A 12,807-nucleotide genomic window follows, 5' to 3' on the forward strand; every position below is an offset into this window, starting at 1 on the left:
TATATTGTTTAAATTAATTGATTAATTAAAACTTTTTAAATTAATGTCGTATTTTGTGTAAATTTAATATTCCATTTTGTAGTAATTTATTTACAAAATGTAAAAAATACTTATAATTATGTAAAGTATCTTTTACATTACAATATAGTATTGAAGTTATATATAAAGTTTTTGTATAATGTTTTTGCAATAAGTTAAAATATCATCTGTTTAAATTTGGCATACTTTAAAATAGTTAAGATAGTTTATATATAATCAAGATAATTATTATTTAAAACGTATTTATGTGTGAAATTATGAAAAATACTGACGATTTATTGATTCCAATATATATTATGCGAAATAAAATATTTAAAAAATACATGGTGCCAAGTGATTTAACCATTATTGAGGCTCTAGAATACTTAAATAACAGTGGTTACGAGATAAAATATCGTTCATCTTGTAAAGCGGGACAGTGCGGTAGCTGTGCGGTTACAGTTGACGGTTTACCAAAATTAGCTTGTAAAACTAAAGTTAAAGAAGATATGAAAATAGAACCGCTTAGAAATTTTGATTTAATTGAAGATTTGGTTGTAAATAGAGAAGAATACTACAAAGCTCAGAAAGAATTTGAAAATTGGATTCATGAAACTTCTGAAGTTGAAGAAAAAGAAAAAGAAAAAGAAAAAGATAAAAATAAAAATAAAAATAAAAAAGATACTTTAAAAATTCTTAGCGATGATGAATTATTTAAAAGTATTTCGGATATAGGGAGCGTTAGAAACTGTATTGACTGCATGAGTTGTATGTCCACTTGCCCTGCTCGAATGTATTCTGATTATATGGGGCCTACATTTATGCGTTTATTGGCAAGATATGCCCGAGATGCCCGAGATAATAAAGATAGAGTAAAAGAAGCTTTTGAAAAGAATTTATACAACTGCACGACCTGCGGAAGATGTATAAAAGTATGTCCCAACAATATTGATACAGTGCATAATGCCGTTGAGAAATTAAGGGAACTTTCATTCAAAAAAGGTCAATATGTGGAAAATCACCTCGATGTTAGGAAAAATATCACTGAAAATCCGGCTAAAAGAACAGTTACAAAACCCGAAGCTCCAAAAATTGGATTTCTCGAAGATGTAATCGCAAATCCTGAAAAATTTAATAACGAATTCACTGAAAAAATTGTTATTGAAAATAAGGATAATATTAATAAAAGTGTTGAATATGTGGCTAAAAACCCAAAGGCTACGGTTGCGTTATTTACTGGCTGTTTAATGGATTATAGACTTCAAGAATTGGGAATGTCTGGCATAAGGGTGCTAAATGCCCACGGTATATCAGTAATAATTCCGATTAATCAAGTTTGCTGTGGTTCGCCACTTATAAGGACTGGTCAAACCGATGTAGCAAAAGAGCTAAAAGAAATCAATCTCGCAATATTTGATAAGTTATTTACTGATAAATCACTTGATAGTATCGTTACACTATGTGCAGGTTGCGGTAGTACGTTAAAAAACGATTACAACGAGAAACAATTCGTAGTAAAAGATATTACAGAGTTATTAGTTGAAAAAGGTCTATTAAAATATAAACCTTGTAATTTAAAAGTTACATATCACGACCCTTGCCATTTAAAAAGAGGTCAAGACATATTTGAGCAACCACGTATCATATTAGATAGTATTCCCGAATTAGAATTCATAGAAATGGAAATTCCCGACCAATGCTGTGGTGCAGGTGGCGGTGTTAGAAGTGGAAAACCTGAAGTAGCCTACAAAATCGGCGAGAAAAAAACAGAAATGATACTCGAAACTAAAGCGGATTATGTAATAACCGTCTGTCCTTTCTGTAATTACCATATTGCAGATTGTCTTAGCAAAGTTTCTGATATACCTGTTATGAATATAGTTAAATTACTTGATAAGGTTATTTAATAAATTTAATTAAAAAATTTATTATAATATATCCCCATTTATCAAATTAAAGTAGTATTTAAAATTAAAAATTACAATGGTGAACTTATGGAACAACTCACACATGTTGATGAAAATGGCGTAAAAATTGTGGATATTTCTAAAAAAAATGACGTATATAGAGAATGTACTGCTAAAGGACTCATAAAATTAAAATCTTCTACTATTAAAGCAATTGTAAAGAATGAAATTGCAAAAGGAGACGTTTTAACAACTGCTCAGGTTGCAGGGACGATGGCAGTCAAAAATACGTCAAATATGATTCCAATGTGCCACCCAGTACCTATTACATCAGTAAAAGTTAGATTTGACATTAATGAAAAAGAAAACACTGTTGAAGCCGTTTGTAATGTAAAAAGCACATATAAAACAGGCATTGAAATGGAAGCACTTACAGGAGTTAGCGTTGCTCTTTTAACCGTTTGGGATATGGTTAAAGCTGTAGAAAAAGATGAAAATGGTCAATATCCTGATACAAACATTTTTAACATAAGGGTTGTTGAAAAAATTAAAAGAGATGTTGAATAAGTAATATTTAAATATTAATTATTCTTTTTTAGTTTATTATTTAATTCATTAAGTTAATTTTAATTCTTTTATTTTTATTAGTTATTTTTATTATTTTTACATAATTTACAAGATACGTCAGTAGGGTATTCACCGTTTAAACAAGCCAAACATAAATCTTTCCTACCGATGGCTTCTAATAGACCTTCGATACTTAAATACTGAACTGAATCGGCGTGTATTGACTCTGCAATTTCTTTGTCAGTTCTAGTACTTGCGATTAATTCATCTTTTCTTGCCATGTCAATACCATAGAAACAAGGCGATACGATTTTAGGGGAACCTATTTTAAAGTGTATTTCTTTAGCACCGGTTTTTTTAACCATTGTAACGATTTTTTTAGATGTTGTACCTCTTACAATACTATCGTCAATTAAAATTATCTTTTTATCCTTTATCATGTCTTTTACAGGGTTTAATTTTAATCTAACGGCTAAATCTCTTTCTTCCTGAGTAGGTAAGATGAAAGTTCTTCCTATGTATCTGTTTTTGATTAAAACTTCCTTGTAAGGAATGCCTGCTTCTTCGGTGTATCCTTGTGAAAAAAGAATGCCAGAGTCAGGGACTGGGGAAACTACATCTGCATCGGTTTTATTTTCTTTTGCAAGGATTTTTCCGATGTTTCTCCTTACTTCGTGAACGCTGATTCCATCGATAGTTGAATCAGGTCTTGCGAAATAAACGTATTCGAACATACAGGTTGAAGCTTTTTCACTTTTGTTTGGCAAATCATATGACTCTACACTGTTTCCTTTTACAACAATCATTTCACCAGCTTTAATATCTCTTTCGAGGGGTACATCTACGATATCTAAAGCACAGCTTTCTGAACTGAAGTATATTTCACCGTTTTTCATTCCCATACATAATGGTTTAAAGCCTTTTGGGTCTCTTACTGCTATCATCATATCGTTGTAGACAATAAGCATAGAGTATGCCCCGTTTAACTTTTCAGAAACGTTTTTCATAGCTTGGACAATATCGTCAGTTTTTAACAATTCTCTAACCAATAATTGTGCAATAACTTCTGAATCAGTTGTAGATATGAATATATGTCCGTTTTTCTCTAATTCTTTCCTTAATAATGCCGAATTTACAATATCACCATTGTGAGATATTGCAAAATTTCCAAAAGAGCTATTTACTACGAAAGGTTGGCAATTATCGATGTTATTTCCACCGGTTGTAGAGTATCTAACATGTCCTATACCTATATGACCATAAAGATTTTGAAGTTCTTTGTTTGTAAAAACTTCAGGAACTAACCCAACACCTTTATAACTACCTATATTTTTGCCGTTTCCGACTGCAATCCCTGCACCTTCTTGCCCTCGGTGCTGTAAAGCATATAATCCGTAGTAGACTTTTTTAACGATATTATTTTTAGTTGGTGAGTATATACCAAATATTCCGCACATTTTATCACAAAATCGATTTAAAACTTTAATTTTCTTTAGTTTTGTTGTTTATTTAGTATTGATTAATAATAATTTCAATTAATAATTTAAGATAAATGATAATTTAATAGAAATGATAATTTAAGATAATATAATGAAAATATGAATATTAACTATCTGATATATTAAAATATCGATGATTTGAGTTAATATTTTTAAATTTATATGAATGTATATAAAAAACAAATATATAAATTAAACTGAAAATTGGGAAAATTGATAATAAATAATAAAAAAACTAAATCAAATATAACTGAAAAATGAATGAAAAATGAATTTAAAAATTATAATTCGCTTATTAAATCCCTAATTGATTTTTCAACGTCTTTTGCTTTTACGACACCTGAAGCAAGTAATACTCCTTCTGCACCTAGTTCTAAAGCTGATTTTACGTCTTCTCCTTTTGAGATGCCTGCACCACATAGCACCTTTACATTTTTGTTGATATCATGTACCGCACTAACTGTTCCTTCCACAATTTGAGGGTTAGCTTTTGAAACTGGAGTACCTGAACCTATTAATTCAGGAGGTTCAACTGCTACATAATTAGGAGCTAATGCAGAAACTGCCTTTGAAACGCCGATATTATTTGTACAGACGACACTTTCGAGTTTTAACTCTTTTGATTTAGTTATGAGTTCTTCAATATCTGACAATAATAAGCGTCTTTCAGAGTGATTTATGAGCGTTCCGACTGCTCCCGTACTTCTTACGGCTTCTGGCAATATCTTACCGGTATTACTACCTGGTTTTATCGCATCCATGTGCTGAGAATAAACTTTTATATTTGTTTTTTCCACAATCGTTCTTAAATCTGTGAATTGAGGTGCTACTGAAATTTCTATTCCACTTTCTTCACTGACTTTTTCAGCATATTTGGCTATTTGCAATCCTTTGTCCCCTATACTTTCCAAATAGGTCTTGAAATTAATTATAACAACTGGTTTAATACTATCACCGATATTAGTGTTTTAATCCATTACTATTGATAATTTAATATTCTTAATATTCTTAATATTCTTAATATTCTTAATAATTTAATATCTATAATTTATAATTTATAATTTATAATATGCCTAATTGATATATTTGGTTTAGTTTTCAATATATTCTATAAACACTAAGTTATATAAAATTTAGGCAATTATGGTAAAGTCTTAATTAAAAAAAGTTAAAGAAAAGTTAAAAAAATTGAAATTTGATATTTTTATTTTTATTTTTATTTTTACCCTATTTATTATTCTTGTATTTCAGGTTTTATTTCTTTTAAAGCTTCTTCGACACTCGTGTTGTCGTGAACTATCTTACATATTGCTTTTGTAATACCTGTAACATCCCTATGCTGGAAAACGTTCCTACCAGAAGCCACGCCAATTGCGCCTGCACTTATGGCATCTTTAACCATTTGCAAGAATTCTTCATCAGTGTTAGTCTTAGGGCCACCTGCTATTACAATAGGTACTGGACAACCACGTACAACCTCTCTGAAAGAATTAATATCTCCGGTATAGTTTGTTTTAATGATATCGGCACCTAACTCAGCCCCCAATCTTGCAGCGTGTGCCACGTATTCTGGGTCTCTTTCATCAACTACCTTCTTACCCCTAGGGTACATCATTGCTATTAAAGGCATTCCCCAGTATTCGCAAGTTTCAGCGATTCTTCCCAAATCTTTGTACATCTGGTCATCAGTTTCCGCACCTACGTTAACGTGGACGGAGACAGCATCTGCACCGATTCTAATGGCTTCCTCGACAGATGTAACTATCACTTTTTTATTTGGGTCGGGTGAAAGGGATGTACCGGCCGATAAATGAACTATTAAACCAATATCTTTCCCGTATCCGCGATGACCGTATCGTACAATACCTTTATGCTCCAATACGGCATTTGCCCCCCCTTCTGCTACTTTATCCACAGTTTTTGGCATATCTTTAATACCATCTAAAGGACCGGATGAAACACCGTGGTCTAAAGGTATTATAACCGTTCTTTCGCTTTTCCTATTGAATATTCTTTCTAATCTGATTAATTTTCCTACATTTTTAAGGTTTCCGAATCTTTCCATAATTTCACCATTATTATCATTATTATTTTGTTTGTCATATAATTTAAAGTATTTGGTTTTAATTTTTATGAATTAGGCATATATTTTATTGATAATGAATTAAAGCATTTATCATAATACCCCATTTATTTAAATCTATAATAATCTATTTTTTAAGTTTTTATCAAGTATTTGAGTACTATATTATATATGATGTTATAACTTTATATTTAAATATAATTATATTCAAATATTCCATATTTTGAATTATAACGTAAAATTCAATAAAAATTTATAAATAACTACATAAAATCTTAATAGATTACATCTTATTATTTTATTAGACGATTTACCGCAAAATTGACTCAATTATTAAAAATAAATCCTACATCCTAGTTACAAGTATAAATCATAGAATACCTAGAAATACCTAGATGAAATATAGATGGAGTACATAGAGATACGATTATCTACATTATCCTTAATTATAGGTTTGTATACTATAAACGGAGTATAATCTTAAATTAATAAATACATCAATTATAACAATTTCACGTAATACGCTACTAATAAATATACACAGAGATACCTAACTTAATACCACTGGAAGCTAAAATAACTAAAATAACTAAAAATACCAACATTTGATTTAACATTAACAATACTATCTGTTATATTATTCACCAATTTGTCCATGCTGTTAGCTAAACTACTATTGCTAACCTTATTATCCGGTAGCATACACTTGCTATTGCAATTATTTGCAAGTTCGTTCATTTTTAGTCACCTTATTGTTTATTTTTAGATTAATTAATTCTATTTTATAATTATTAACATACTTCTATAGTATATATAGTTTATGTGTTATTTTACCATATTTAGTTATGATTTGAAAAGAATATATACGTATATATATTTTGTAAAATAAATTTTTACATATATATCACAATTAAAATAAGAAATGGAGGGTGGGTGTAAAAGTTAGTTACCCAACTGATTTAGAATGCTACATTATTAAAAAAAGGGGTGAAAAATGGTACAGTTGTATAATCTGAAAGGGGATATATTTTTAATATTTTTAATATTTTGTACGGCATTGATGTTATTTTCCAATTTCGCAATTGCTGACACTATACAAAACGAAGATAATTGCTTTTTATCCAGTGAATATGTTTGTATTGACAATCTTGACGATGTTAGCTCATTGAATAATAAAGTATTGGATTCATTAGATGCCACAACTTTTGAAAAAAGTGCTGCAATACATCATGTGGAAAATATATCGTATAGGTGTAAAGTTCAAAATATTGATGAAGATTATCGAGTATTGCGAAGTGTTCCAGAAGTTCAAACTAAATCTCGGATTGTGGATGATAATAAAACTACGAACATTCCGAAATACTATCTATCAAAGGAAAACTTTAGTAAAAATAAAAATTATCCTTATGTAATTAACTCATGTGGAAAATACTACATAACCGAAGATATTGACATATATCCGGGTATTTGCTTGAATACGAGTGATGTACTTATTGAGGGAATGGGGCATATACTTACAAGTAATCGTTCTAATTCAACCATTGCAAATGCAGGAATTACTAATTTACGACCTGTACATAATATTACAGTTCAAAACTATCACGTTGTGGAGAATAACGCTGGTTCTGCTATCCGATATGGTATATATAATATAACATTTATTAATTGTAGTACCATAGACTGTAACACCGGTTTTTTATTCCAAGGTGCTGAAAACATGACGTTTATAAACTGCAATGTCACAGGCAGTACTAGTTACGGATTTGTAGGTTCAACTACGGATTCAGCATATTATGAAAATTGTTATTGTAATAAAGATTTCAATCAAGCTTTCGCATTTATACTGGTTGAAGATATCGTCCTAAAAAATGTATTGATTGAAAATAGTGGTGCTGGAGTCTATACTGCATACTGTGAAGACGTAAAACTCGAAAATTGTACTGTAATGAATAACAGCTGTGGAACGTATATCCTTAGAACTAGTGACATGGTATTTAATAAATATGACGTTAAAAATTCCCAGGTTGGTCTTTTATTAATCATTACGGAAAATGTTACTATAAAAAATTCTAAATTATGTCGCAATACCCTAAATGCACAGCTAGCGTGTATGGAAGATGCAAAGATTGAAAATAATTCGTTTAGCCATGGAGAACGTGGAGTATATAATGATATAATTAGTGGTGAGCCAGATACACACTTTAAAAACATTACAATTGTAAACAACAGATTTGTAAATAATTCAATGTACGCATTGTCTGCAGAAGGTACATCTCAAGATAATTGGGTTTACTTAAATAATTTCTGCAAAAATAAAAATATTGTAGACGGTAATTTCTTAAAAGGTAATTACATGAATTCACCTATAATCAATTATACTTACGGCAATAAAGCATATACTGGCAGACTTGGAAATTATTATGGAAAAGGTTGTGGAAAACACACTTGTGGTGTATATAATACCCCAAAATGTGTTATACATGAAACTGACCTTTAATGGATAATGATTAAGGAAAATTAAATAAAATAGAATAAATAAGATGAAAGGTAATATCATAAATTATAACATTCTAATTAATAAATTTTTAATATATAAAATAAAAATAATAAAAGGAATAATAAAAGGAATAATAAAAGGAATAATAATATAATAAAAATAAGGGGTTAAATAATGAAAAAAGATTCAAAATATCTTTTATATTTGATATTATTTTTATCGTTGATATTTTGTATAAATACGTGTAGTGCAGTAGGCCATACTTATATACACGTATATAATGAAACAAACGATACAGTACTTACTGAAAGTTATGAATTAGGGGCCTATGAAATTTTTGGATTAATAAATTCAAGTAATTTAGTAATTGATGGACAAAATAATACAATAACTGCTACAAATGAGACTGCAAAGGCTTTTGTTAGCTTAGATGCAGACTATGATTTTACAAATGTTACTATCAAAAATATTATAATTAATAATTTTACACAGGTTAATGAATTGTATTATATTGATAATTTAACTTTAGAAAATGTTAGATTTGAAAACTGTACTGATGCATTTGCCAATTTTTATTCAAAAAATTTGACTATTAAAAATTGTGAAATAATCAATTGTACCAATGGTCTTTTCCTAATAGGTAGTAGTGATATAACAATTGATGGCTGTTACCTAAATACAACATTTGCTGGAATATATCAGATAGGTAAAATTAATAATACCATTATTGAAAACTGCATATTTGAAACCTGCGGGTCGGGCATAAGAGATAACACTATGTCTGGAATTTCATTTAATAATACATATCGAAATAATACATTTAACAATATTGTAATGTACTGCGTAGACTTATACAATAGCGAAGAATTAATTTTTGAAAACTGCGTATTTGAAAGATGTGCATACACATTTGATATAGCAAATTCAAACAAAATTACATTGGAAAATTGTGAATTTAATAAATGTATGTATGGAATAGAACTTCAGAATGTAAACGATTCATTAGTTACAAATTGTACTTTCAATGATACAGGTACCGGAATTAGGCACGTTGATTCTGGAAATAACACCGTATTTGAAAACTGTGTGTTTTTAAATGGACAGTATGGAATTTATAACGCAGGTTCTGGGGATTATTATATAAATAATACCTATAGAAGCAATTTGTTTAAAGGGATAGAAGACAGTGGAATAGAATATCAACACTATAAATTATTTGAAAACTGTACTGTAGAAAATAATAAATTTGAAAACTGCATGGAATATGGAATATGTATGGAAGGAGATAATAACTCTCAAAATTTAATAACTAACAATACATTTAATGATATAATATACGATGAACCCGAGGAATGTGACTTAGGAATAGCTATTTCAGTAGACTGTGAATTATTATTGGACAGTGAATTTAGCAATAATAACATTGAAAACTGTAGCCATACGGGAATCATTATTTGTACAGGGGATTTAAATAACACTACCGTATTCCAAAATAATATTAGTCACTGTAACAAGGTGGGAATCGGTATTTATACAGGGGATTTAAATAACACTACCGTATTCCAAAATAATATTAGTCACTGTGAACATGGATTAGAATCAGATTGTATTGGTTTGTATATCTATTTAAATAAATTTGAAAATAATTGGCAACATATTGCCCCAGGGACAGTAAGTACTAATTATATACATTCTCCAGTTATGACTTACTCATATAATGGTAAAACATACACTGGAAGACTTGGAAATTACTATGGTGAAGATTTAGGCGAAGAAGAAAACGGAATATATGTAAAACCATATGGCGATATATCAATGACTGTACATTAAAAGGGGTGAAATATTGAAAAATTCAACTTTAAATATACTACTATTATCCCTTTTACTCTTTGTAGTAGGGACTTGTAATGGATATTCAATAGAATATGATTGGGTAATAAATGAATCAGGGACATATACTCTTGAAGAAGACTTAATTATTTCGGAATATAAATATGGTATATTAATAAATGCGAGTAATGTTACAATTAATGGAAATAATTTTAAATTAATAGGTCATAACAATCATGATAATATAGGAATACTTATAAATTACGATTGGATGACTGATAAAATATATGGAGATATTGAAATTAAAAATTTAAATATATCAAATTTCTCATCAGGAATCTATATGGAGGAAGCTAAAAGAGTTTCAATACATAACTGTGAATTTTGGAATAATACCCATGTAATTATAGTAAGGGGTAGTCCAGAACTCTATACTTATTTGAATACTTTTGGACCTAATCAATCATCTAGAGTAAATTCTGACCCATTATGTTCTCCAAAAGCTGTTTATGAATATAAGGGAAAGGAACACACCTACAGACTTGGAAATTACTATATACCTGCTCTTGACTTAAAAGATACAGATAATGATGGAGTTTTAAACGGTGTTATGTTATCTAATGAGTGGGATGGATATGACCCATACCCGCTAAAAGAAGCTCCTAGTAATTACGTTATTAAAGAATTATATTACCCTACAGTTGAAAATCTTCCATCATACGCAAACCCCGTAATAGTTGACATCTTTGCATTAGCAGATGAGCCAGAATACTATATGGGTAAAGTTAGACCAGAACCAACACCTGAACCAGAACCAACACCAAATGGTGGAAGTGGAAAAGGAACAATTGTTAAAGAACAAGAAAAACAAGGTACTAGGGAAGGATTCGGCTCACAAAACATTAGGGATAGAGTTACATTATCAAATGTAATTGCTGATGACCCATTAGATGCAGATTTAGCAAGAAAACAGTTAAAAGATAATGTAATCGGTTCTGAAGACGATATGTCATTAAATGAAGATGCGGTTATTATCGGAGGGCCGGTTTCAAACGCATTTGCTAATAAATACAACCATATGTTTGAAAAACCTGTTACTAATGACTACCCTGGAGAAAATACGGGAGTTATTCAAGTTCTTAGGATACAAGAAGAAGCAGGCGGTATTGTTCAAACGCATTATATAGTATATATTGCAGGTTCCGATAGATATGGAACACAAGCTGCAGTTGAATACTTTAAAACACTTACGGAATTGCCTGATGAACCTATTTTAGTTAAATGGGTGGATGGTAAGCCAGTGCTAGTGGAATAACCTTTTGATGAAACTTTTTTAAAAGTTTCGGGTGGATGGTAAGCCAGTGCTAGTGGAATAAATTATAAAATAATATTTCTCTTTTTTTATTTTAGTTTTATTTTTACAATTCATTTAAAATTTAAAACAACTATTTTATAAAATAATATTAAAACAATAAATTAAATAGTAATAAAATCTATTTTAATCTACAGTAGTATATACAATTTAAAATTTATTGATAAAGTTTATAAGAGTATAATCTCAATTGGTGGAATTTTGATAAAAAAGAAACATCTTGAAATGGTATTGGATAATTTAAAAGCTCACCCTAATCCAAAAGTAGAATTAGAACAATATTCTACAGAGGGGAATCTTGCAAGTGAATTATTAATGTTTGCTAGAGACGATATAAAAAACAATATCGTGGTTGAATTGGGTTGCGGAACTGGGCGATTTTCAATCGGTTCGCTATTACTTGGCGCCAAAAGTGCCTATGGAATAGATATTGACAAAGAATCGGTTGAAACTGCAAAATATAATTTAGGAAATATTATGGAAATATTAGAAAAATTTAATTTAAAATACGTAATCGAAAATTTAGATAAAAACAAGGATGAAAATGGAGTTAATGACATAAATGAACTCTGTAAATTTGAAACAATAGATATAAAAGAATTTTCAAAAGAAAAAATATTTGAAACTTTTGAAATTGAAAATATGGTGCACCTCAAAGGTGATGAAAAAATTATTGTTATTCAAAATCCACCCTTTGGGGCTCAAACGACTAATAAATTCGCCGATAGAGCTTTCCTTGAAAAAGCTTTGGAAGTTGGAGACGTAGTTTATACGATACACAATACTCCGTCTCGAGAATTTATAAAAAAGTACGTTGCGGATAACGAAAGGAATATAACCCATATATTTCAGGCTTATTTCAGAATTCCGGCTATTTACGAATTCCATAAGAAAAAGTTTGTCAATGTGCCCGTTGATATCTATAGAATTGAATAAATAGCATCCTCAATTAAGTACAATATTAAAATTAAACATACTTTATTTTAGAATATAATTATTTTAGAATATATTATATATTAGATTTTACAAATAGT

10 protein-coding genes are annotated in these 12,807 nt (G+C 29.6%); 6 read left to right on the plus strand and 4 right to left on the minus strand.

The features are described 5' to 3' along the window. Positions 1–296: 296 nt before the first annotated feature. Positions 297–1,925, plus strand: a complete 1,629-nt coding sequence (gene tfrB, locus M2325_RS03990; RefSeq protein ID WP_259051344.1) for a fumarate reductase (CoM/CoB) subunit TfrB — start codon at positions 297–299, stop codon at positions 1,923–1,925. An 87-nt stretch (positions 1,926–2,012) separates the two neighbouring features. After that, on the plus strand, positions 2,013–2,492 hold the full coding sequence (moaC, locus tag M2325_RS03995; protein ID WP_259051354.1) for a cyclic pyranopterin monophosphate synthase MoaC: 480 nt from the start codon (positions 2,013–2,015) through the stop codon (positions 2,490–2,492). Between the two features lie 77 nt (positions 2,493–2,569). Here the strand turns inward: moaC and purF are convergent, their stop codons facing one another. The 4 genes from purF to M2325_RS04015 form a co-directional block, all read right to left on the minus strand. Beyond that, entirely contained in the window at positions 2,570–3,949 is a 1,380-nt protein-coding gene (purF, locus tag M2325_RS04000; RefSeq protein ID WP_259051357.1) for an amidophosphoribosyltransferase, read from the minus strand. Positions 3,950–4,272: 323 nt separating this feature from the next. After that, on the minus strand, positions 4,273–4,938 hold the full coding sequence (tpiA, locus tag M2325_RS04005) for a triose-phosphate isomerase (protein WP_259051889.1): 666 nt from the start codon (positions 4,936–4,938) through the stop codon (positions 4,273–4,275). 287 nt (positions 4,939–5,225) lie between these two features. Then, positions 5,226–6,056, minus strand: a complete 831-nt coding sequence (locus tag M2325_RS04010; RefSeq protein WP_259051388.1) for a 2-amino-3,7-dideoxy-D-threo-hept-6-ulosonate synthase — start codon at positions 6,054–6,056, stop codon at positions 5,226–5,228. Between the two features lie 573 nt (positions 6,057–6,629). Beyond that, positions 6,630–6,812, minus strand: coding sequence for a hypothetical protein (locus tag M2325_RS04015; RefSeq protein WP_209591486.1), 183 nt, complete (start codon positions 6,810–6,812; stop codon positions 6,630–6,632). 256 nt (positions 6,813–7,068) lie between these two features. Here M2325_RS04015 and M2325_RS04020 point away from each other — a divergent pair, with 256 nt between their 5' ends. From M2325_RS04020 to M2325_RS04035, 4 genes are all read left to right on the plus strand, one after another. After that, on the plus strand, positions 7,069–8,571 hold the full coding sequence (locus M2325_RS04020; protein WP_259051396.1) for a NosD domain-containing protein: 1,503 nt from the start codon (positions 7,069–7,071) through the stop codon (positions 8,569–8,571). Positions 8,572–8,745: 174 nt separating this feature from the next. Further along, positions 8,746–10,401 carry a right-handed parallel beta-helix repeat-containing protein gene (locus M2325_RS04025; protein WP_259051404.1) on the plus strand — a complete coding sequence of 552 codons (1,656 nt, stop codon included), beginning with the start codon at positions 8,746–8,748 and terminating at the stop codon, positions 10,399–10,401. Positions 10,402–10,414: 13 nt separating this feature from the next. Beyond that, on the plus strand, positions 10,415–11,716 hold the full coding sequence (locus M2325_RS04030; RefSeq protein ID WP_259051407.1) for a hypothetical protein: 1,302 nt from the start codon (positions 10,415–10,417) through the stop codon (positions 11,714–11,716). A 261-nt stretch (positions 11,717–11,977) separates the two neighbouring features. Next, positions 11,978–12,709: an METTL5 family protein gene (locus M2325_RS04035; RefSeq protein WP_259051890.1), complete on the plus strand. Its 732-nt coding sequence runs from the start codon at positions 11,978–11,980 to the stop codon at positions 12,707–12,709. The last annotated feature ends 98 nt before the right edge of the window (positions 12,710–12,807 follow it).

The sequence above is a fragment of the Methanococcus voltae PS genome, from assembly GCF_024807035.1.
Lineage (GTDB): Archaea > AGJL01 > Methanococci > Methanococcales > Methanococcaceae > Methanococcus > Methanococcus voltae.

Coding starts and splice junctions, on each gene's coding strand:
- tfrB (WP_259051344.1), top strand. CDS start 297: ATGAAAAATACTGACGATTTATTGATTCCAATATATATTATGCGAAAT.
- moaC (WP_259051354.1), top strand. CDS start 2,013: ATGGAACAACTCACACATGTTGATGAAAATGGCGTAAAAATTGTGGAT.
- purF (WP_259051357.1), bottom strand. CDS start 3,949: ATGTGCGGAATATTTGGTATATACTCACCAACTAAAAATAATATCGTT.
- M2325_RS04010 (WP_259051388.1), bottom strand. CDS start 6,056: ATGGAAAGATTCGGAAACCTTAAAAATGTAGGAAAATTAATCAGATTA.
- M2325_RS04015 (WP_209591486.1), bottom strand. CDS start 6,812: ATGAACGAACTTGCAAATAATTGCAATAGCAAGTGTATGCTACCGGAT.
- M2325_RS04020 (WP_259051396.1), top strand. CDS start 7,069: ATGGTACAGTTGTATAATCTGAAAGGGGATATATTTTTAATATTTTTA.
- M2325_RS04025 (WP_259051404.1), top strand. CDS start 8,746: ATGAAAAAAGATTCAAAATATCTTTTATATTTGATATTATTTTTATCG.